Origin of the sequence: Pseudoduganella sp. UC29_71 (assembly GCF_042693265.1) — a bacterium.
Taxonomy (GTDB): Bacteria; Pseudomonadota; Gammaproteobacteria; order Burkholderiales; family Burkholderiaceae_D; genus Rugamonas.
In genome coordinates, this window is the sequence record NZ_CP170549.1 from 4,922,614 (window position 1) to 4,944,070 (window position 21,457).

Below are 21,457 nucleotides of genomic sequence, written 5' to 3' on the forward strand. Positions count from 1 at the left end.
CGCCACGGGGGCACGCCAATGAGCGCCCTGGCCCTGCTCCACAACATCGCCAACTACCGCGGCTTCATCGGCGGCAGCGTCAAGCGCGAATTCCAGATCAAATACCGCAACTCGCTGCTGGGCGCGGCCTGGACCGTGCTCAGCCCGCTGGCCATGATCGTGGTCTACACCGTGGTGTTCGCCCAAGTGATGCACTCGCGCCTGCCCGGCACGGCCTCCACCTTCGCCTACAGCATCTACCTGTGCGCCGGGGTGCTGACCTGGGGCCTGTTCGCCGAGATCACCGGCCGCGCCCAGACCATGTTCCTCGAGCATGCCGGCCTGATCAAGAAAATCAGCTTCCCGCGCATCTGCCTGCCGGTCATCGTGGTGCTCAACGCGCTGGTCAATTTCGGCATCATCTTCGGCCTGTTTACCGGCTTTCTCATCATCTCGGGCAACTTCCCCGGCTGGAGCTACCTGGCCATGTTCCCGGTGCTGCTGGTGCAGATCCTGTTCGCCGTCGGCCTCGGCCTGATCCTCGGCGTGCTCAACGTGTTCTTCCGCGACGTGGCGCAGTTCTTCGCCATCGTGCTGCAGTTCTGGTTCTGGTTCACCCCGGTGGTGTACCCGGTGGCCGCGCTGCCCAAGGAAGTGGCCGGCTGGCTGGCGTGGAACCCGATGGCGCCGCTGATCATGTCGTACCAGAATATCCTGGTCAACGGCCAGTGGCCGCAGTGGGGCAGCCTGCTGCCGGTGACGCTGCTGGCGCTGGCGCTGTGCCTGCTGGGCTTGCAACTGTTCCGCAAACGCGCGGGAGAAATGGTAGATGAATTGTGAACGGCAGCATCCGCGTCTCTAATCTGGGCAAGGCCTACAAACGCTACGGCAGCCACCGCGCGCGCCTGCTGGAATGGCTGCTGCCGTTCAGCAAGCCGCGCCATGAACTGGTGCACGTGCTGCAGGACATCAGCTTCGCCGTCGAACCGGGCCAGGCGCTGGGCATCATCGGCGTCAACGGCGCCGGCAAGAGCACCCTGCTCAAGCTGATCACCGGCACCGCCGCGCCCTCCAGCGGCAGCGTGGCCATGCACGGCCGCGTGGCCGCCATGCTAGAGCTGGGCATGGGCTTCCACCCCGACTTCTCCGGCCGCCAGAACGTGTTCATGGCCGGCCAGCTGATCGGCCTGACGGTGGAGGAACTGGCGGCGCTGATGCCGGAGATCGAGGCCTTCGCCGAGATCGGCGACTACATCGACCAGCCGGTGCGCGTCTATTCAAGCGGCATGCAGATGCGCCTGGCCTTTGCCGTGGCCACCGCCAAGCGACCCGACGTGCTCATCGTCGACGAAGCGCTGTCGGTGGGCGACGCCTATTTCCAGCACAAGAGCTTCGAGCGCATCCGCGCCTTCCGCGCCCAGGGCACCACCTTGCTGATCGTGTCGCACGACAAGAGCGCGATCCAGTCCGTGTGCGACCGCGCCATCCTGCTCGACCGCGGCCGCGTCAGCAAGGAAGGGCCGCCGGAAGAGATCATGGACTACTACAACGCCATGATCGCCGAGAAGGAAAACCAGACCGTGCGCCAGGAAAGCACGGCCGGCGGCAAGGTGCAGACGATCTCCGGCACCGGCGAGGCCACCGTGGCCGACATCGCCATGCTCAACGAGCAGGGCGAGCGTGCCGAAATGCTGGCCGCCGGCAGCCCGGCCGTGCTGCGCGTCACGGTGGCCGTGCACGCGCCCATCGCCAACCTGACACTGGGCATCCGCATCAAGGACAGGCTGGGCCAGAACATCTTCGGCACCAACACCCACCACATGGGCCAGCCGATCGGCGCGGTGGCGGCCGGCGACCGTCTGACCGTGGACTTCGCCTTCCCGCTGGACCTGGGCACCGGCAGCTACTCGGTGGCCACCGCCCTGCACAGCGCCGACACCCACCTGGTCGACAACTACGAATGGCGCGACCTGGCGCTGGTGTTCAACGTGATGAACCTGCATCTGCCGTACTTCGAAGGCTGCAACTGGCTCGCGCCGGCGCTGGCCATCGCGCGCGGCGCACCTGACCCGGGAGCAGCATGACCTTCATATCCTACGCGCCGAACTTCGAGGACGTGCTGCTGCAGCGCGCACTGGGCCACGTGGCGGCCGGCTTTTACATCGACGCAGGCGCGGCCGACCCGGCGATCGGCTCGGTCACGCAGGCCTTCTACGCGCGCGGCTGGCGCGGCGTCAACCTGGAGCCGTCGGCGGCGCTGCACGCGCGCCTGGCCGCGGCGCGCCCGGCCGACGTCAACTTGCCGCACGCGGCGGCGGCCGCCGCCGGCAGCGCGTCCTTCTACGACGCTGGTGCCAGCGGCGAGTCCGGCTTTGCGCCGGCGCTGGCCGAGCGCTGCCGCGCCGCCGGTGTGGCGGTGCTGCACCGCGAAGTGCAGCAGACCACGCTGGACGCGGTATGCGCTGCGCACGTGGACGGCCCCATCCACTTCGTCAACCTGGCCGTCAACGGCGCCGAGGCCGGCGCGCTGGCCGGCTTCGACCTGGCGCGCTGGCAACCGTGGATCGTGCTGGTGCACGCCGGCGCCGGCGCCGAAGCCTGGCAGCGGCTGGCCGGGGCCGGCTACACGCTGGCCTACCAGGACGGCCACAAGCGCTATTACGTGGCGCCGCAGCAGCAGGCGCTAGCCGCCGCGCTGGCACTGCCGCCGCATCCGGCAGACGGCTACACGCTGTGCGAGGACCATCCGTACGCCTGGCCGCTGGACGAATGGCGGCGCCGCACCGAGGCAGCCGAGAGCGCCGTGCGCGCCGCCAATGACTGGGTGGCGGCCAGCGAGCGCGGCTGGAACGAGCGGGCCGAGCATGCCGACGCGCGCCTGGCCCAGGCGCAGGCCGACCTGCGCCACACGGAAAACGTGCTGGCCGAGCAGCTGGCCAACGCCGAGCGCGCGCAGCAGGCCGAGGCGGCCACGCTGGCCGCGCTGGACGGCGCCACCCGGCGCGCCGAACACAACGAATGGCTGGCGGCCGACACCTTCGCCAAGCTGCAGCAGGCCGAGCAAACGCTGGCGGCCACGCGCGCCGAACTGCACGGCATCTATGCCAGCCGGGCCTGGCGCCTGTCGCGCCCGATCCGCGGCGCGGTCAAGGCGGTGCGCTACGTGCGCCAGCGCCTGCGCCACTGGTCCTGGCAGGCGCGCCACAGCGGCGCGCGCGTGCTGCGCGCCGTGCGCCGCGCGCCGGCCGGCCTGGCGCGGCGCGGCGTCAAGGCGGCGCTGCGCTACATCACGGCGCGCCCGGCGCTGGCGTTCTGGCTGCGGCGCCAGGCCGGCCGCAGCCCGCGCCTGGTGGGCATGCTGCGCGCGCTGGCCATGCGCAGCCAGGCCCAGCCGGCTCCCGCCACCCCGGACGCGCCCGCCTGCGCCGAACGCGAGCAGCTGGCCCCGGCCGCGCGCCAGATCTACGACGACCTGCAGCGCGCGCTGCAGCACTCCCGCAACCGATAGAACCCCATGCGCATAATTCTCGACCTGCAAGCCTGCCAAGCCTCCAGCATGCACCGCGGCATCGGCCGCTATTCGCTGGCGCTGGCGCTGGCAATGGCGCGCCGTGCCCACGGCCACGAGCTGCAAATCGTCCTCAACAGCCGCTTCGAGGCCGGCGCGGCCGCCGTGCGCGCTGCCTTCGACGGCCTGGTCGCGCCCGAGCACATCAAGCTATACGACCTGCCCAGCCCGGTGGCCGAGTATGACCACCGCAACGCCTGGCGCGTGCGCGCGGCCGAGCAACTGCGCCAGCACTACCTGGCCAGCCTGCAGCCGGACGTGGTGCACGTGGCCAGCCTGTTCGAAGGCCTGAGCGACGACGCCGTGGTGTCCTGCCCGCCCGGCAGCGGCCGCTTCGACAGCGCCGTCACGCTGTACGACCTGATTCCGCTGCTGCGCAAAAACGTCTACCTGACCGAGCCGCACGTGGCCAACTGGTACTACCGCAAGCTGCAAAGCCTGAAGAATGCGCAACTGCTGCTGGCCATTTCCGGCCACTCGCGGCGCGAAGGCCTGGACGCGCTGCAGCTGGCCGACGAGCGCATCGTCAATATCTCGTCGGCAGTCGACAGCATCTTCCAGCCGCGCACGCTCAGCGCCGACGCCAGGGCCGCGCTGTACGCCAAGTTCGGCATCACGCGCGGCTACATCATGTACACCGGCGGGGTCGACTACCGCAAGAACATCGAAGGCCTGATTGAGGCCTACGCGATGCTGCCCGAGGCGCTGCGGCGCCAGTACCAGCTGGCCGTCGTGTGCAGCATCCAGGACGTGGACCGGCACCGCCTGCAGCAGCTGGCCGCCGGCTTCAAGCTGCCGGCCGGCGACCTGGTGCTGACCGGCTTCGTGTCCGACGACGAGCTGGTGTCGCTCTACAACGGCACCGCGCTGTTCGTGTTCCCGTCGCTGCAGGAAGGCTTCGGCCTGCCGGCGCTGGAAGCCATGCAGTGCGGCGTGCCGGTGATCGGTTCCGATTCGAGCAGCATCCCCGAGGTGATCGGGCGCGCCGACGCGCTGTTCGACCCGACCCGGCCGGACGCCATCCGCGCCAAGATGCAGCAGGTGCTGGAAGACCGCGCTTTCGCCGCCAGCCTGGCCGCGCACGGCCTGCAGCACGCCAAGCAATTCTCGTGGGACGCCAGCGCGCAAAAGACGCTGGCCGCCTTCGAACAGCTGCACGAACGCACGGCGCAGGCCCGCGCCGGCGCCGTGGCGCTGCAGTCCGCGCTGCCGGGCCGCCGCCCGCGCCTGGCCTTCGTCTCGCCGCTGCCGCCGGAACGCTCCGGCATTGCCGACTACAGCGCCGAACTGCTGCCGGAACTGGCACGCTACTACGACGTCGAGCTGGTGCTGGAGCAGGAGCAGCTGGCCGACCCGTGGGCCGCCGCCAACTTCCCGCAGCGCTCGGTGGCCTGGTTCGACGCGCACGCCGGCCAGTACGACCGCATCCTGTACCACTTCGGCAATTCGTCCTACCACCAGCACATGTTCGGCCTGCTCGAGCGCCGCCCCGGGGTGGTGGTGCTGCACGACTTCTACATGAGCGGCATCACCAACTACGCCGCCGGCGCCAGCCCGTGGCCGAACGCCTACTGCCGCGCGCTGTACCTGTCGCACGGCTACCGCGCGCTGCTCGACGAGCGCGACAAAGGCCGCGAGGCGTCGATCTACCAGTACCCGACCAACCGCGCCGTGCTGGACCACGCCAGCGGCGTGATCGTCCACTCGCAGCATGCGCGCGCCCTGGCCGAGCAGTGGTACGGCGCCGGCAGCGCCGCCGATTGGCGCATGATTCCACTGCTGCGCGTGCTGCCCGGTCCGATCGACAAGGCCGCCGCGCGGCGCGCGCTGGGCATCGCCGACGACGTGTTCCTGGTGTGCTCCTTCGGCATGCTGGCGCTGACCAAGTGCAACGACAAGATCGCCGACGCCTGGCTGAACAGCGAGCTGGTGCACGACCAGCAGGCGCGCCTGGTGTTCGTCGGAGAGAACGACACGCTGGGCTTCGGGCGCGAACTGGACGCGCGCCTGGCCGGCAAGGCCAATGTGCACATCACCGGCTTCGCCAGCCACGAGATGTACCGCCTGTACCTGGCGGCGGCCGACGCCGCCGTGCAGCTGCGCACCCGCTCGCGCGGCGAAACCTCGGCCACCGTGCTGGACTGCCTGGCCTACCGCCTGCCCACCGTCATCAACGCGCACGGTTCGGCCGCCGAGGTCGATCCGCAGGCCGCCATCATGCTGCCCGACCAGTTCACCGAAGCCGAACTGGCCGCCGCGCTGCTGCGCCTGCGCCGCGAGCCCGGGCTGCGCAGCGATCTGTCGCAGCGCGCTGGCGCCTACATGCAGGCGCTGCACCATCCGGCCCGCATCGGCGGCGCCTACCACGACGCGATCGAGGCGTTCGCGCGCGACAGCGCGCACAGCGCCCACCGCGAGCTGATGGACACACTGGCCGCCATCGGTTCCACTGTCGAGCCGGGCGAGGCCGATCTGCTGGCCACGGCCGCCTGCATCGCCGCCAACCGGCCCCGCCCCGGCCCGCCGCAGCTGCTGGTGGACGTGACAGCGCTGGCCGGCTCCCAGCGCCCGGACACGGCCGCCGTCCAGGAGGCGCTGCTGCGCCGCCTGATCGACAGCGCTCCGCCCGGCTACCGGGTGGAGCCGGTACTGCTCGAGGAGGAACGCTACCGCTACGCGCGGCGCTACACGCTGGCGCTGATCGGCCGCCCCGAGCTGGTACTGGAAGAGACGCCGCTCGAGTTCAAGGCAGGCGACTGCCTGCTGCGCCTTGAGGCGCAAGAAGCCGGCGACGCCACCGCTCTGGCCAACCGCGGCGTGCTGGCGCTGCGCCTGCCGTTCGGCGCCGCCACCACCGCCGCCGACGCCGAAGCGGCGCTGCTGGCGGCCATGGCGCGCCGCCGCGCCGGGCTGGTCGCCGTGGCCGGCGCCGCAGCGGCCGCCGATTGCGCGGCCGATTCCGCCGCGGCCGGCACCGGCACCGCCCCGGACAACGCCGCCGCCGGCGCGCAAGGCCATGCAGCCTGACGCCGCGGCCCGCGCCGCGCAGCCGCGCCAGCTGCTGGTCGACCTGTCGGTGCTGGTGCACCAGGACGACCAGACCGGCGTGCAGCGCCTGGTGCGCCGCATCCTGCAGGCGCTGCGCGCCGCGCCGCCACCCGGATTCCGCGTCGTGCCGGTGTACGACGCCGGCAGCTGCTACGCCTATGCCAGCGGCGGCGAGGACGGCGGCGTGCCGCGCCCCGCCGCTGGCGCGGACGCATTGCAGCCGCTGCAGGTGCGCGCCGGCGACATCTTCCTCGGCCTTGACCTGTGCCCCGACCACGTGCCCGGCAAGCGCGCCGTATTCGACGACCTGCGCCGCCATGGCGTGGCGGTGTATTTCGTGGTCTACGACCTGCTGCCGGTGACCATGCCGACCATGTTCAGCGCAGGCGCCAGCCCGTGGTTCGCGCGCTGGCTCGACACCGTGGCCGGCAGTGCCGACGGCCTGCTGTGCATTTCGCGCGCCGTGGCCGACCAGCTGCTGGACTGGCTGGAACAGCACCCGGCCACCAACCGCGGCCCGCTGCGCATCGGCCATTTCCATCCGGGCGCCGACCTGGACGAGGCGCCCGGCGCCACCGCCCCGCTGTCCGGCGAGGAACAAGCCCTGCTCGACAAGCTGCAGGGCAGCCCCGCGCTGCTGATGGTGGGCACCCTGGAACCGCGCAAGATGCACGCCGAGGCGCTCGACGCCTTCGAGCTGCTGTGGCACGGCGCCGGCGAAGCGGACGCTGCGGCTCCGGTGCTGGTCATCGTCGGCAAGCAAGGCTGGATGACCGAACAGCTGGCCGAGCGCCTGGCGCAGCACCACGAGCAGGGCAAGCGCCTGTTCTGGCTGCGCCACGCCAGCGACGCCATGCTGCTGGCGCTGTACCGCCACAGCAGCGCGCTGCTGGCCGCCTCCAGCGGCGAAGGCTTCGGCCTGCCACTGGTGGAAGCGGCCCGCCACGGCCTGCCGCTGATCGTGCGCGACATTCCCGTGTTTCGCGAAGTGTGCGGCAGCCATGCGGCCTACTTCAGCGGCGGCAGCGCCGAACTGGCGGCCGCGCTGCAGGACTGGCTGGCGCTGCGCGCGGCCGGGCGGGCGCCCGCCTCGGCCGGCATGCCCTACCTGAGCTGGGCCGCCAGCGCCGCTGATTTGTTACGAATTGTAATGCAGCAACATTGGTATAAAACCGCAACGACCCTGCTGCCATAAGGCCTGCAGCCGCGCTGCCCGCAGCGCCGCCGCCCAGCCGGCGGCGGCGGCGGCGTGTTCTTTCTTGCAACAGGTCATACTGTCCGACTTCCCATTAGCCTCACTCCCATGCCGCAACGCGAACTATTCCCTTCCCATGGCGTCCTGACCAGACGCGTCCTGCCGGCATTGCTGTGCGTGAACCTGCTGCTGCTGGTGGTGTTCCTGACCTTGAACTACCAGCTGATCTTCCATTCGGACTCCGCTGTCAAGAACCTGCTGGCACAGGAAATCTGGGATACCCGACAATATTTCCCCCGTGACTGGAACTACGTCAACAACGATCTATGGGTCTTCTACACGCAGACCTTCATCGTCCCGTTGCTGGGCTGGTTCCGCAACGGCTTCGCGCTGCACGCGTTCTCCGACCTGGTGTCGGCTGCGCTGATCCTGCTGGCCAGCTGGCTAATCACCGGCATGCTGGAGCAAAGCCGCGCCGCGCGCCTGGTGAGCATGATACTGCTCACCAGCGGCATGTCGCTGATTTTCGCCGAGCACGTGTATGGCCAGGCCGCCTATGGGTCCATGTATTATATGGGCTGCTTCCTGGTTTACAGCTACTGGAAGCTGGCGCACGCGCGCGGGCGCGCTGCCTGGCAGTGGGGCGCCGCCACGTTCGTGCTGGCCGCGCTGGTGTTCTGGGCCAATCCGCAGCGCGCGCTGTTGTACTACGGCCTGCCGCTGCTGGCCGCCAGCTTCGCATTGCACGGCCTGGACTGGCTGCGCGCGCGCCAAGCCGCGCCCTCCCCCACTTCCTCGCCTTCGGCGTCCCTGCCTGCGCCTGCCGAGCGCCCGTGGCGCTGGACGCTGGTGCTGGTGCTGGGCCTGGTGGCCGGCACTGTCCTGCACCTGTATGTCATGCGCCGCGTCAACAACAGCGAAGCGCTGACCATGAACTGGCTGCCGTACGAGAGCATGGTGGCCAACATCCTGGCCCTGGTGCGCGGTTTCCTGAACATGTTCGAAGGCTTGCCGCGCCCTGAAATCAAGGTGGTCTCGCTGTGGGGCGCGTATTCGGTCCTGCGCCTGCTGGCCGCGCTGGCCGCCCTGGTGCTGCTGCCCTGGTGCCTGTTCAAGGCCCTGCGCCCCCAGCCGCGCGGCCGCATGTTTTTTGCGGTGTTCACGCTGGCCGCCCTGTCCGGCAACCTGCTGGTGGTCCTGACGACATCGCTGGCCAACATGGGCTCGCCGGAAGCCTCGGTGCGCTACCTGGTGCCCACCATGCTGGGCATGCTGCTGCTGCTGCCCAGCACCATCATCGACCGCCGCTTCGTCAAGCCCGGCACGCGCGCCATCGGCCTGTTTGCCATTGCCGTGCTGGGCACCAGTGCGCCCATGGCCTATATCAAGCCGTTCGACGAGAAATACCACGCCTCGCTGGAGGACATGCGGCGCGAAGACGAACACTTCCGCCTTGGCAAATTCCTGGAGGACAACAAGCTGCAATATGGCTACGCCCAGTTCTGGAGCGCGGGCAAGATCACCGTGTTGACAGAGCAGCGCGTCAAGGTGCGCCAGGTGAATTTCGAAAGCGGCATGCCGGTGCCGATGCGCATCCTGTCGTCCAACCGATGGTACCGCGCCGAAGCGTGGGGCGGCCCGACCTTCCTGGCCGTGCAGGACACCCGGCAGCTCGACCTGCCCAAGCTGATCAAGCTGATGGGCGAGCCCATGCACGTGCTGCGCTTTGAGAACAGCTGGTTCATTTATGTGTTCCGCGACAACCTGGCCCAGCTGCCAGCCTGGGACCTGGAACTGCGCCGGCCGCGCGTCTATCCGATCGACGCCACCAGCCCGCACATCATCGGCAGGCTGGTGGAAGAGAAGGACAGGCCGCCGGTGCTGGTGGGTGAGCCGGCCGAAGCGGGCGCGCTCCTGTACGGCGAGCAGCTGGGCGTGACCAGCGGCGCCTATGTGGCCAGCTTCGATATCGAAGCGCTGGGCGAGCAAGCTGAATTCGGTGCGGTGGACGTATGCATCCAGGGCTGCAACAAGGTCCTGGCGCGGCAAACCATCAGCCAGGCAGGACGCCAGAACATTACGCTGCGCTTTGCTTCCCGCGATGACCTTAAGCTGCTGGAACTGCGCGTCATCAAGAACCAGGGCGGGCTGCTGAAAGTCAATGCAGTCGAGCTCAGGCGTGATCCCGGCATGGATAGCAGCAAACAGTTAAGTTCCAGGTAAAGAAAGAAGAATCGCATGCAAGCAGCAAACCCCTTAATTTCAGTGGTGATCCCGGTGTACCGCGCCGAGACCATGCTCGACGAACTGTACCGCCGCCTGCGCGCCGCGCTCGAGACGGTGACCCCGCACTTCGAGATCGTGCTGGTGGAAGACTGCGGCCCGGACCAGTCCTGGTCCGTGATCGAGCGCCTAGCTGCGGCCGACCCGCGCGTGGTGGGCATGCAGTTCAGCCGCAACTTCGGCCAGCACTACGGCATCACGGCCGGCATGGACCACTGCCAGGGCGACTGGGTAGTGGTGATGGACTGCGACCTGCAGGACGCGCCGGAAGAAATCCCGCGCCTGTACGCCAAGGCCCAGGAAGGCTACGACGTGGTGCTGGCCCTGCGCGGCCCGCGCCAGGACCCATGGCTCAAGCGCGCCACCTCGTGGCTGTTCTACCGCCTGTTCAGCTACCTGGCCGACATCAAGTTCGACGGCGACAGCGGCAACTTCCGCATCATGTCGCGCCAGGTGGTGAAGAACTTCTCGCGCATGCGCGAGCAGCTGCGCTTCTTCGGCGGCCATGTGCAGTGGATGGGCTTCCCCACCACCGGCATCCAAGTGCAGCACGCCGAGCGCCTGGACGGCACGTCCAGCTACACCTTCCGCAAGCTGTGGAAGCTGGCCTCGGAAACCATCATCGCCTACTCCGACAAGCCGCTGCGCATGGCCGCCGGCCTGGGCCTGTCGATGGCCGCCGTGTCGTTCGGCTTCGGCGGCTGGATACTGGGCCGCGCGCTGTTCCACGGCACCGCCATTCCCGGCTGGGCCAGCCTGATGGTGTCGCTGTACTTTATCGGCGGCCTGATCATCGGCATCCTGGGCATCATCGGCATCTACGTCGGCAAGTCCTTCGACGAGGCCAAGAAGCGTCCGCTGTACATCGTGCGGCGCGCCACGCCGAACGCGGGGCCGCTGCATGACTGAGTTGCTCAAGCCGGTCCCCTATGACACGGCGGCCTTCGGCCTGCCGGCCTGGGAGCTGGCCGCGTATACGCCCGAGGCGCTGCGCCAGGCCGACGCCACGCCCGGCCTGCAAACCATCAAGCTGGACCCGCTGGCCAACAAGGCGCTGCTGGCGCAGCACGGCTTCCACTACTGCGACACGCTGCTGGGCACGCGCGCCGCGCCGGCCCAGCTGCGCGCGCCGGCCGCCCGGCCCGGCCTGCCGGCGCTGCACATTGCGCCGGCGCCGGACCCCGAGCGCACGCTGGCCATCTGCCACGGCGCCTTCGAGCACGGCCGCTTCCACCGCGACTACGCGCTGCCGCGCGCCGGCGCCGACCTGCGCTACGACAACTGGCTGCGCCAGCTGCTGGCGGCCGGCACCGTGTACGGTTTGTACCGCGACGGCGCGCTGTCGGGCTTCATCGGCTATCATGGCGCCACGCTGGTGCTGCACGCGGTGGCCGCAGAATGCCGTGGCCAGGGCCTGGCCAAGCACTGGTGGCACCAGGCCGCCAGCGCCTTGTTCGCGGCCGGCCAGCCCGAGGTGCGCAGTTCCATTTCGGCCGCCAACCTGGCCGTGCTGAACCTGTACGCCTCGCTCGGCTTTTCCTTCGACCACCCGCAAGACATTTACCACCGGATCGTGCCATGAGTTCTTTGAGCAATTACCTGTACATCGCGCTGACCATCGCGCTCACCGTTTACGGCCAGATCGCCATCAAGATGCAGGTCGCGCAGGCCGGCGCCATGCCGGCCGCCGGCGGCGACAAGCTGCTGTTCCTGATCAAGCTGCTGCTCAACCCGTGGATCATCAGCGCGTTCGCGGCGGCCTTCATGGCCTCGATTTCGTGGATGGGCGCCATGACCAAATTCCAGCTGAGCCACGCCTACCCCTTCATGAGCCTGAACTTCGTCATCGTGCTGCTGCTGGGCGCGTGGCTGTTCAATGAACCGCTGTCGATGACCCGCGTCATCGGCGTGGCCCTGATCTGCCTCGGCACCGTTGTTGCCTCGCAAGGATAAAAAAGGAAAACCATGAACCCGATTCCATTCAACAAACCCTTCATGACCGGCCGCGAGCTGTGGTACATCGCGCAGGCGCACACCAACGGCCACCTGTCCGGCGACGGCAGCTTCACCAAGCGCTGCCACCGCTGGCTGGAACAGAACACTGGCGCGGCGCGCGCGCTGCTGACCCACTCGTGCACGGCGGCGCTGGAAATGGCGGCGCTGCTGGCCGAGGTGCAGGAAGGGGACGAAGTCATCATGCCGTCCTATACCTTCGTGTCGACCGCCAACGCCTTCGTCATGCGCGGCGCGGTGCCGGTGTTCGTCGACATCCGCCCGGACACGCTCAACATTGACGAGACCAAGATCGAGGCGGCCATCACCGCGCGCACCAAGGTCATCCTGCCGGTGCACTACGCCGGCGTGGCCTGCGAGATGGACACCATCATGGACATCGCCAAGCGCCACAAGCTGATCGTCATCGAGGACGCGGCGCAGGGCATCATGTCGACCTACAAGGGCCGCGCGCTGGGCAGCATCGGCCACATGGGCGCCTACTCCTTCCACGAAACCAAGAACATCATCGCCGGCGAAGGCGGCGCGCTGCTGGTGAACGATCCCGTGTTTGCCGAACGCGCCGAAATCATCCGCGAAAAAGGCACCAACCGCAGCCAGTTCTTCCGCGGCCAGGTGGACAAGTACACCTGGGTCGACATCGGCTCGTCCTACCTGCCGGGCGAAGTGATCGCCGCCTTCCTGTGGGCGCAGATGGAAGAGGCCGACAGCATCACGGCGCGCCGCCTAGCGCTGTGGGACCACTACCACGCGGCGCTGGCGCCGCTGGAAGCGGCCGGCAAGCTACGCCGCCCCATGGTGCCGGACGGCTGCGTGCACAATGCGCACATGTACTACATCCTGCTCGACTCGCTGGAGCAGCGCAGCGAGGTGATCGCCAACCTGAAGCGCCAGGGCGTCAATTCCGTGTTCCATTACGTGCCGCTGCACAGCGCGCCGGCCGGCCGCAAGTTCAGCCGCGCGCACGGCGACATGGGCCACACCGACGGCCTGTCCGAGCGCCTGCTGCGCCTGCCGCTGTGGGTGGGCCTGGAGGACGAGCAGGAGCGCGTGGTGCGGGCGCTGAAGGAAGCGCTGTAAGCGTTTCCGCCCCGGAACGAAAAAAAGCAGCCCGAGGGCTAATGCCGTTCAGTTAAGACTGAGCGGCATTTTTATTTTGTGGTTGTAAACATTGCAAATCGCTGTTAACCTGCGTCGCAATGCTAGATGACGCCGTTCATTTCCTCGCCGATGGTTTAGAGTGCCCCGATTGGCGGCGGCTTGGGCAGCACTTACCCTATGATTGGATCGAAGAAGCGGTTGTCTGCACACACGCGGTGAGCATCCGCCGGCGTCGGTTGCCAGCCGAGCAAGTGGTGTGGTTGGGTGCGAGCAAGATCGCCGGGCCTATGTATTCAAGGGGCTCCAGTTGTTCGCTATGGACGGCACGACCTTGCGCACCCACGACACAGCGGATAACAGGGTCCATTTCGGTGCGCAAAATTATGTCGGCGACACTGTGGCCGGCTATCCGCAAGTACGCGGCGTAACGCTGACCGCGCTCCCCACCCACTTGATTCGCAACGCCGCGTTTGGGCCTTACGCAAGCAACGAGATGGTCTATGCTAAAGAGCTGATACCCCATATTCCGGCTGATTCGCTCACCATATTTGACAAGGGCTTTCTGGCGGCCGAAATTCTGTGCGCTGTGACGACCGGGGCCGAGAACCGCCATTTCCTCATCCCCGCCAAATCCAACACCAAGTGGGAGGTGATCGAGGGCGATGAGCACGACGCCATCGTGCGCATGCGGGTATCACCACAAGCGCGCGTCAAGTGTCCGGCATTGCCGGAGTTCTGGGAAGCGCGCGCCATCACAGTGGTTGACCAACAGGCGCGCAAGAGGATCCTGCTTACTTCGCTACGCGACCGTCGGCGCTATCGCGCTGCCGACATGGCGGGCTGCTATGAACGACGCTGGGGCATCGAAACCAGTTACCGCGAGCTCAAACAGACCATGCTGGGCACGGCGTTCACCTTGCGATCAAAGACGGTCGAAGGCGTGTATCAGGAAATATGGGGCACGCTGACTGCATACAATCTGATTCGACTGGAAATCGCCAAGGCGGCACTAGTCGCCAAGTGCGAGCCATCGGAGGTGAGCTTCATCAGGGCATTCCACCTCATCCAGTTCGAATTGCACTGGGCCGGCGCCACGCGCTCTTACGGCAAGCTGCCGGCATCGATGAAGCATTTGCGGGAAAGGTTGGTTACCCTCCTCAATGAGGAACGGCCCGGTCGGAAATTCGACCGGGCCGTCAAGGGCAGACCAAGGAAATATGCCGCCAGGGTACTAAAGAAAAGCCCTTAACTGAACGGCATTAGCCCGAGGGCTGCTTTTTTCATGGCGGTGCGGCCGCTTAGGGCTTGCGCAGGCCGCCCAGCAGCGCCGCCACTTTCTGCTTGGGCTTGGCCGGCTGCGCCAGCGGGGCCGGGGCCGGGGCGCTGCTCTTGGCCGGCTCGTAAGGCTTGAGGAACCACGGATCGATCTTCTCGCGGCGCGGCGCGCCGCCGTAGCCGGAGGAAGCGGACGGGCCGGAGCGGCTGCGCTCGGGACGGCCGCCGTTGCCGGCGCCGTAGGCCGGGGCGGCGCCCGGCGCGGCGGAACGGCCTTCGCCTTCCGGACGGCGGCTGCCGTGGCGGCGCTCGCCATGCCGGTCGTCGCGCTCGGCGCGCGAGGACGACGGCGCGAAGCCTTCCAGCTCGCCGCGCTTGATGGTCTGCTTGATCAGCTTTTCGATGTCGGCCAGAAGGCGCTCGTCCTTGTCGGTGAAGATGGAGATGGCGTCGCCCGAGGCGCCGGCGCGGCCGGTGCGGCCGATGCGGTGCACATAGTCTTCCGCGTTGTACGGCAGGTCGTAGTTGATGACGCACGGCAGGTCCGAGATGTCCAGGCCGCGCGCGGCCACGTCGGTGGCCACCAGCACGTCGATCTCGCCCTTCTTGAACGACTCCAGCGCGGCCATGCGTTCCTGCTGCGTCTTGTCGCCGTGGATGGCGGTCGCTTTCATGCCCTCCTGCTCCAGGCCGCGCGCCAGGCGCGAGGCGCCGATCTTGGTGTTGGAGAACACGATCACCTGCTTGAGCTCGCGCTGGCGCAGGATGTGGGCCACCACGTCGCGCTTGTGCTCTTCGCTCACCTTGTACACCACCTGCGTGACACGCTCGGCGGTGGCGTTGCTGCGCGCCACTTCGATCAGCACCGGCTCTTTCAGGAAGCTGTTGGCCAGCTTCTTGATCTCGCCCGAGAAGGTGGCCGAGAACATCAGGTTCTGGCGCTGCTTGGGCAGCAGGTTGATGATGCGCTGCAGGTCCGGCAGGAAGCCCATGTCCAGCATGCGGTCGGCCTCGTCCATCACCAGCATCTGCACCTGGCTCAGCGAAATGTTCTTCTGCTCGATGTGGTCCAGCAGGCGGCCCGGGGTGGCGATGACGATCTCGACGCCGGCCTTCAGGGCCACGGTCTGGCCCTTCATGTCCATGCCGCCGAACACCACGCAGGAGCGCAGCGGGGTGAACTTGCAGTAGGCGGCCACGTTCTCGGCCACCTGCACCGCCAGCTCGCGCGTCGGCGTCAGGATCAGCGCGCGCACCGGGTGGCGCGCCGGCGACATGGAGCTGTTGGCGGTAGCCATCAGCAGCTGGATGATGGGCAGCGAAAAACCGGCGGTCTTGCCGGTGCCGGTCTGGGCTGCGCCCATCACGTCGCGCCCCTGCAGTACTACCGGGATGGCCTGGGCCTGGATCGGGGTCGGGTGGACGTAGCCTTGCGCGGTCAGCGCGCGCAGAATGTCGGGCGACAGGCCGAAGTCGGCAAAGCGGACCTGCTCGACTGGCGCCTCGGGTGCCGCGGCGGCAGCGGCGGCAGCGGAAGGGGCAGGAGCGGGAGCCGGGACGGCTTCTGGCGTGGAAATGTTCTCGATGTCGGACATAAATTTTTCAATAAACAACAAAATCCGCGTGAAGCGGCGAGGCGGGAGGACAGCAAGGCGGGGCCAGCTTGCGCGGATACAGCGGATACAGGATACAAATTCAGCGGCCTACACGATACCCTAAATTTCCGCCACTGTACACGGAAACAGTCGCTTTCCGGTAATTCTGTTACATCAATGAAATGTATAATGGCAAGGATGGCAACCCCCACCTCTCCTCCTTCCCTCCTGCCGCACTGGCTGCTGACTCTACTGCTGACTTTGCTCTGCAGCGCGGCGCTGGCCGCGCCGCCCTCGCTGCGCTTCAAAAAGCTGGGCCCGCTCGACAATGACGAGCCGTCCATGCTGTCGCTGCTGCAGGACCGGCAGGGCTTCGTCTGGATCGGCACCCACAGCAACGGCCTGTACCGCTACGACGGCTACCGCGCGGTGAAGTTCGCGCACGCGCGCAACAAGCCGCGCAGCCTGCCGCACGACCGCGTGGCCGCCATCTTCGAGGACCAGCGCGGGCGCCTGTGGGCCGGCACCACCTACGGCCTGGCGCGCTACAACCCGGAGAGCAACGATTTCACCGTGTTCGCGCCGCCGGCCGGCCCGGCGAACCGGCTGATCGTCAAGAACATCATTTCCGACGGCAAGGACGGCATGTGGGTGGGCACCTGGGGCGGCCTGCAGCACTTCAACCCGGACAGCGGCCAGTTCACCGTCTATGCGCACGACCCGGCCAAGCCGGGCAGCCTGGGCAGCAACGACCTGAACGCGCTGGCGCTGGACAAGGACGGCGGCCTGTGGGCCGGCACCTGGCCCGGCGGCGTGGACTATCTGGCGCCGGGCGCCACCGAATTCCGCCACTACCGGGTGGACAGCGCCGCCCATCCGGACAGCCGCAGCAACATCGTGCGCGCCATGCAGTTCGACCGCGACGGCACCTTGTGGCTGGGCACGGAGGCGGGCGTGCTGAGCCAGCCGGCCGGCCAGCCGTGGGCGCCGCGCCGTCCGGCCGCCAGCCCGTCCAGCCGCATCACCAGCTTCTATGTGGACCGCGCGCAGACCCTGTGGGCCACCACCTTGTCGGCCGGCCTGCTGCGCTGGAACGCGGACACGGCCAGCTTCGACCAGTACCAGCACCAGTCCAGCGATCCCTATTCGCTGCCCGGCAACAACCTGCGCGCCATGCTGCAGGACCGGGGCGGCATGCTGTGGGTGGCCTCCTTCACCGACGGCATCAGCCTGGCCAACCTGAACAGCAGCGGCTTCCGGCGTCACGTGCCGCACCGCCTGGACCAGGGCAAGCTGTCCACCAACGCGCTGCTGGCGCTGGCGGCGGCGCCGGACGGCAAGGTCTGGCTGGCGGCCAATCTCGGCCTGAGCCTGTACGACCCGGCCAGCGGCGCGGTGCTGCAAAGCTACCGCAGCGAGGACGGCAAGCCGGGTACGCTGAGCCACGACATCGTCTACAGCCTGTACCAGGACGTCGCGGCCGGCGGCAAGCCCGGGCCGCTGTGGGCCGGCACCGCCAACGGCCTGAACCGCCTGGGCGCGGATGGCCGCTTCAAGGTGATCAGCTTCGGCAACACGGCCAGCGACTACATCAACGCCATCGCGCCCGGCAAGGGCGGCGTGCTGTGGCTGGCCACCGGCAACAGCCTGGTGCGCTACGACAGCGTGCGGGACCGCTTTCACATCTACTACAACGATCCGGCCGACCCGGCCAGCCGCAGCGTGAACGGCACCTCGGCAGTGCTGGAGGACCGCGCCGGGCGCGTGTGGGCCGGCTCGGAATGGAATGGCGGCGGGCTGGACATGCTGGACCCGGCCAGCGGCAAGTTCCGCCATCTGCGCCATGCCGGCGACGGCGCCGCCAGCAGTGTCGCCAGCCTGTCGGACGACAACGTCTCCAGCCTGCACGAGGACGCGGCGGGCCGCATCTGGGTCGGCACGGCCAAGGGCCTGGACCTGGTGACCGTGGGCGCGGACGGCGCGCTGGGCGTGCAGCCCTACGCGGACGCGGTCGGCTCGGGCAAGGTGCTGGCCATCCGCAGCGACCAGGACGGAAAGATCTGGGCCAGCACCATCGCCGGCCTGTACCGGCTGGACCCGGCCAGCGGCAAGGTGGAGCGCTACAGCCCGGCCGATGGCCTCACCGACGGCTACACCACCAACTCGTCGGCCGCCGGCAGCGACGGCACGCTGTACTTCGGCGGCGTGCACGGCATGACGGCGGTGTCGCCGCGCGCGGTGCGGGCCGACACGGTGGCGCCGCAGGTGGCGGTGACCGACATCACGGTATTCAACCGCTCGCTGGGCGACGGCCAGCGCAGCGAAGGCGCCGAGCTGCAGGGCGCGGTGACGGCGCCGCGCGTGCTGACCCTGTCGGCGCAAGCCTCGGTGTTCTCGATTGAATTCGCGGCGCTGCACTACACCGACCCCGGGCAGAACCGCTACGCCTACCAGCTGGCCGGCTTCGACCGCGACTGGGTGATGACGGACGCCAGCCACCGCAACGCCAGCTACACCAACCTCAATCCCGGCACCTACACCTTCCGCGTGCGCGCGGCCAACCACCGCGGCCTGTGGGGCGCGGAGCCGGCTGAAATGACCATCATCATCACGCCGCCGTTCTGGCAGCGCTGGTGGTTCCGCGCGGGACTGGGGCTGCTGGTGCTGGCCGGGCTGCTGGCCACGCACCGCTGGCGCATCCGGCGCCTGACACGGCGCCAGGCCGAGCTGGCCGCGCTGGTCACGGCGCGCACCGCCGCGCTGGAGGAATCGAACCGCAAGCTGGCCGCGCTGAGCACCACCGACGGCCTGACCGGCGTGAGCAACCGGCGCGGCTTCGACGAGGCGCTGGCGGCCGAATGGCGGCGCGCCGGGCGCACCGGGCAGACGGTGGCGCTGTCGCTGCTGGATGTGGACCACTTCAAGAAATACAATGACCGCTACGGCCACCTGGCGGGCGACACCTGCTTGCGCACCGTGGCCGAGCTGATCACCAAGCACGGGCGGCGCAGCACCGACCTGGTGGCGCGCTACGGCGGCGAGGAATTCGCGCTGCTGGCAGCCGCCACCAATGCGGCCGACGCGTTCGGCGTGGCGCAGGACATCTGCACCGAGCTGGCCAGGCTGGCCATACCGCACGAGGATTCGCCGTTCGGCGTGGTGACCATCAGCATCGGCGTGGCGGTGCTGGCGCCGAACGAGCACAATGAGGCGGAAACGCTGGTGCGGATGGCCGACCAGGCCATGTACCGCGCCAAGGAAAAAGGCCGCAACCAGGCGCTGCTGGCGCTGGGCGCGGAGTAAGGAAGTCAGATCATGAACGACAGCAAGACCAACGAAGCAGTCCCGGCCGCAGCGGCCAGCCCCGATCCGGACCCGCGCCCGGAACCGCCGGTGCCCCCCGAGCCGGGCGACTGCTGCCACAGCGGCTGCGCCTACTGCGTGGACGACATCTACCAGGACGCGCTGGACCAGTACCGCGCCGACCTGCAAGCCTGGCAGGCGCGGCATCCGTGACGGCGCCGGCGGGTTACGGCGTGCCGCCTAACCCGCCCTACGGCACGCGGCATCACGGCATCGCGGCATCAACGCCATCAATGGCAACAACGGCACGTAGGGCGGGTTAGGCGGCGCGAGCCGCCGTAACCCGCCAGCGCCGCCTAGAACTCCTCCCACTCGTCCGCCGCCGGCTTTGCTGCCGCGCGCGCCTGCGGCAGCGCCTTGGCCGGCGCCGCCGGCGCGGCAGGCGCCGCCTTGCGCGCCCGTGCCGGCGGCGCTCCCATGCCGGCCATGGCCGTGGCGCTCAGCTTGAACGCGCTGACCACCTGGCTCAAGTGCGCCGCCTGATCCATCATCGCCTCCGCCGCCGCCGCGGCCTCCTCCACCAGCGCCGCGTTTTGCTGCGTCACCTGGTCCATCTGCACGATGGCCGTGTTCACCTGTTCGATGCCGCTGCTCTGCTCCTGGCTGGCCGCAGTGATCTCGGACATGATGTCCGTCACGCGCGCGATGCTGGCCACGATTTCCTCCATCGTCGCCCCGGCCTGGTCCACCAGCCGCGAGCCCGCGTCCACCTTCTCCACCGAGTCGCCGATCAGCGTCTTGATGTCCTTGGCCGCCGCCGCCGAGCGCTGCGCCAGGTTGCGCACCTCCGAGGCCACCACCGCGAATCCACGTCCCTGCTCGCCCGCGCGCGCCGCTTCCACGGCCGCATTGAGCGCCAGGATATTGGTCTGGAACGCGATGCCGTCAATCACCGCAATAATGTCCACGATCTTGCGCGAGGATTCATTGATGGAGGCCATGGTGCCCACCACCTGCCCCACCACGTCGCCGCCCCGGACCGCGATGCCGGACGCCGACTGCGCCAGCTGGTTGGCCTGGCGCGCATTGTCCGCGTTCTGCTTCACGGTCGAGGTCAGTTCCTCCATCGACGAGGCGGTCTCCTCCAGCGAGCTGGCCTGCTGCTCGGTGCGCGACGACAGGTCCTGGTTGCCGGAGGCGATCTGGCCGGACGCGGTGGCGATGGTGTCGGTGCCGCTGCGCACCTGCGCCACCAGCGCCTGCAGGCTGCCCGTCATGTCCTTGAGCGCGCCCATCAGCTGTCCCGTTTCGCAGGTCGACGTGACCTCGATCTGCCGCGTCAGGTCGCCGCCGGCCACCTGCCTGGCCACCGACACCGCGTCCTGCAGCGGGCGCGCCACGATGCGCGCCACCCACGTTGCCAGCAGCATGCCCAGCACCACCGTGGCCGCCAGCAGCGCCACGATGGTGGTGCGCGCGCTGTGGTAGGTGGCCGCCGCGGCTGCACTGGAGGCCGCGCCGCCTTCCACGTTAAGCTTGACCAGCTTGTTCAGTTGCTCGTTCAGGGCCGTCACGGTCTGCGCCATGGGTCCGGTGGCGAGGGTGCGCGCCTCGTCCTTGAGGCCCTTGCGCGACATCTCCAGCAGCTTGGGATTGTCAGCGACGAATTGTTGCCATTGCGCGAGGAAGGCGTCGTACCGGGCTTTTTCCTCGGGGCTGGAAATCAGTTTCTGATAGCGTTCGCTGTCGGCCTGGAATGCCGCTTGCGCCTCGCCCAGCCGCTTGTCGTAGGTGTCGTACCACTTGTCTTCGCTGCTCAGGATGTGCAGCAGCTGCCAGCGGCGGAAGTCGCCGATGTCGATGCGAATCGCCATCACGGCCTGCACACTGGGCATGCGTTCCTGGGCCAGGTCTTCCGTGGCCTTGTTGATCCCGCCCATGGCGGTGATGGCGCTGAGTCCAAGGATCAGCGTCAGCAGCATCACGGCGCCAAAGGAAACTATCAGCTTGGTTGCAATCCTGAGGTTGTAAAACCATCTCATGGCGTCTCCCCGTTGGCGTGGTCCTCTCGGCCAGTATAGTCCCCGGCGCAGCGCC

General features: G+C 68.3%; 14 protein-coding genes and 1 pseudogene. 13 read left to right on the forward strand and 2 right to left on the reverse strand.

Annotation, left to right across the window (positions count from 1 at the left end; all coding sequences use genetic code 11):
• The first annotated feature begins 18 nt into the window (after positions 1 to 18).
• The 11 genes and pseudogenes from ACFJI2_RS21765 to ACFJI2_RS21815 all read left to right on the forward strand — a co-directional run bounded on the left by ACFJI2_RS21765 (position 19) and on the right by ACFJI2_RS21815 (position 14,436).
• The gene (locus ACFJI2_RS21765) at positions 19 to 819 is read left to right on the forward strand and encodes an ABC transporter permease (RefSeq protein ID WP_377701862.1); all 801 of its coding nucleotides are present in this window, start codon (positions 19 to 21) and stop codon (positions 817 to 819) included.
• Entirely contained in the window at positions 816 to 2,063 is a 1,248-nt protein-coding gene (locus ACFJI2_RS21770; RefSeq protein ID WP_377701863.1) for an ABC transporter ATP-binding protein, read from the forward strand. Before ACFJI2_RS21765 ends, ACFJI2_RS21770 begins: the two co-directional genes overlap by 4 nt.
• Complete coding sequence (locus ACFJI2_RS21775; protein WP_377701864.1) at positions 2,060 to 3,487, forward strand: FkbM family methyltransferase; 1,428 nt, start codon at positions 2,060 to 2,062, stop codon at positions 3,485 to 3,487. Before ACFJI2_RS21770 ends, ACFJI2_RS21775 begins: the two co-directional genes overlap by 4 nt.
• Before the next feature lie 6 nt (positions 3,488 to 3,493).
• Positions 3,494 to 6,574 (forward strand): glycosyltransferase, encoded by a 3,081-nt coding sequence (locus ACFJI2_RS21780; RefSeq protein WP_377701865.1) that lies wholly within the window; start codon positions 3,494 to 3,496, stop codon positions 6,572 to 6,574.
• The gene (locus tag ACFJI2_RS21785) at positions 6,564 to 7,790 is read left to right on the forward strand and encodes a glycosyltransferase family 4 protein (protein WP_377701866.1); all 1,227 of its coding nucleotides are present in this window, start codon (positions 6,564 to 6,566) and stop codon (positions 7,788 to 7,790) included. The genes ACFJI2_RS21780 and ACFJI2_RS21785 overlap by 11 nt, the downstream gene beginning before the upstream one ends.
• Positions 7,791 to 7,967: 177 nt before the next feature.
• A complete protein-coding gene (locus ACFJI2_RS21790; protein WP_377701867.1) occupies positions 7,968 to 10,013 on the forward strand; it encodes a hypothetical protein in 2,046 nt (681 codons plus the stop codon).
• Between the two features lie 15 nt (positions 10,014 to 10,028).
• Positions 10,029 to 10,982 carry a glycosyltransferase family 2 protein gene (locus ACFJI2_RS21795; protein ID WP_377701869.1) on the forward strand — a complete coding sequence of 318 codons (954 nt, stop codon included), beginning with the start codon at positions 10,029 to 10,031 and terminating at the stop codon, positions 10,980 to 10,982.
• Positions 10,975 to 11,655, forward strand: coding sequence for a GNAT family N-acetyltransferase (locus tag ACFJI2_RS21800; RefSeq protein ID WP_377701870.1), 681 nt, complete (start codon positions 10,975 to 10,977; stop codon positions 11,653 to 11,655). Before ACFJI2_RS21795 ends, ACFJI2_RS21800 begins: the two co-directional genes overlap by 8 nt.
• Positions 11,652 to 12,026 (forward strand): EamA family transporter, encoded by a 375-nt coding sequence (locus tag ACFJI2_RS21805; protein WP_377701871.1) that lies wholly within the window; start codon positions 11,652 to 11,654, stop codon positions 12,024 to 12,026. The genes ACFJI2_RS21800 and ACFJI2_RS21805 overlap by 4 nt, the downstream gene beginning before the upstream one ends.
• Before the next feature lie 12 nt (positions 12,027 to 12,038).
• Positions 12,039 to 13,166 (forward strand): dTDP-4-amino-4,6-dideoxygalactose transaminase, encoded by a 1,128-nt coding sequence (gene rffA / locus ACFJI2_RS21810; RefSeq protein WP_377701872.1) that lies wholly within the window; start codon positions 12,039 to 12,041, stop codon positions 13,164 to 13,166.
• A gap of 119 nt (positions 13,167 to 13,285) precedes the next feature.
• Positions 13,286 to 14,436: pseudogene (locus ACFJI2_RS21815) on the forward strand (IS4 family transposase).
• Between the two features lie 49 nt (positions 14,437 to 14,485).
• On the opposite strand, the gene ACFJI2_RS21820 reads toward ACFJI2_RS21815, so the two are convergent.
• Positions 14,486 to 16,057: a DEAD/DEAH box helicase gene (locus tag ACFJI2_RS21820; RefSeq protein WP_377701874.1), complete on the reverse strand. Its 1,572-nt coding sequence runs from the start codon at positions 16,055 to 16,057 to the stop codon at positions 14,486 to 14,488.
• Positions 16,058 to 16,255: 198 nt separating this feature from the next.
• On the opposite strand from ACFJI2_RS21820, the gene ACFJI2_RS21825 reads away from it, so the two are divergent.
• On the forward strand, positions 16,256 to 19,360 hold the full coding sequence (locus ACFJI2_RS21825; RefSeq protein WP_377701875.1) for a diguanylate cyclase: 3,105 nt from the start codon (positions 16,256 to 16,258) through the stop codon (positions 19,358 to 19,360).
• Positions 19,361 to 19,372: 12 nt separating this feature from the next.
• Positions 19,373 to 19,573 (forward strand): oxidoreductase-like domain-containing protein, encoded by a 201-nt coding sequence (locus ACFJI2_RS21830; protein WP_377701876.1) that lies wholly within the window; start codon positions 19,373 to 19,375, stop codon positions 19,571 to 19,573.
• 143 nt (positions 19,574 to 19,716) lie between these two features.
• Here ACFJI2_RS21830 and ACFJI2_RS21835 read toward each other — a convergent pair whose 3' ends face one another.
• The gene (locus ACFJI2_RS21835; protein ID WP_377701877.1) at positions 19,717 to 21,402 is read right to left on the reverse strand and encodes a methyl-accepting chemotaxis protein; all 1,686 of its coding nucleotides are present in this window, start codon (positions 21,400 to 21,402) and stop codon (positions 19,717 to 19,719) included.
• Positions 21,403 to 21,457: the final 55 nt, after the last annotated feature.

Excerpts from the sequence above, each read along its gene's own strand:
- ACFJI2_RS21765 (WP_377701862.1), top strand. The coding sequence starts at position 19 with ATGAGCGCCCTGGCCCTGCTCCACAACATCGCCAACTACCGCGGCTTC.
- ACFJI2_RS21775 (WP_377701864.1), top strand. The coding sequence starts at position 2,060 with ATGACCTTCATATCCTACGCGCCGAACTTCGAGGACGTGCTGCTGCAG.
- ACFJI2_RS21780 (WP_377701865.1), top strand. The coding sequence starts at position 3,494 with ATGCGCATAATTCTCGACCTGCAAGCCTGCCAAGCCTCCAGCATGCAC.
- ACFJI2_RS21785 (WP_377701866.1), top strand. The coding sequence starts at position 6,564 with ATGCAGCCTGACGCCGCGGCCCGCGCCGCGCAGCCGCGCCAGCTGCTG.
- ACFJI2_RS21795 (WP_377701869.1), top strand. The coding sequence starts at position 10,029 with ATGCAAGCAGCAAACCCCTTAATTTCAGTGGTGATCCCGGTGTACCGC.
- ACFJI2_RS21800 (WP_377701870.1), top strand. The coding sequence starts at position 10,975 with ATGACTGAGTTGCTCAAGCCGGTCCCCTATGACACGGCGGCCTTCGGC.
- ACFJI2_RS21805 (WP_377701871.1), top strand. The coding sequence starts at position 11,652 with ATGAGTTCTTTGAGCAATTACCTGTACATCGCGCTGACCATCGCGCTC.
- rffA (WP_377701872.1), top strand. The coding sequence starts at position 12,039 with ATGAACCCGATTCCATTCAACAAACCCTTCATGACCGGCCGCGAGCTG.
- ACFJI2_RS21820 (WP_377701874.1), bottom strand. The coding sequence starts at position 16,057 with ATGTCCGACATCGAGAACATTTCCACGCCAGAAGCCGTCCCGGCTCCC.
- ACFJI2_RS21825 (WP_377701875.1), top strand. The coding sequence starts at position 16,256 with ATGGCAACCCCCACCTCTCCTCCTTCCCTCCTGCCGCACTGGCTGCTG.
- ACFJI2_RS21830 (WP_377701876.1), top strand. The coding sequence starts at position 19,373 with ATGAACGACAGCAAGACCAACGAAGCAGTCCCGGCCGCAGCGGCCAGC.
- ACFJI2_RS21835 (WP_377701877.1), bottom strand. The coding sequence starts at position 21,402 with ATGAGATGGTTTTACAACCTCAGGATTGCAACCAAGCTGATAGTTTCC.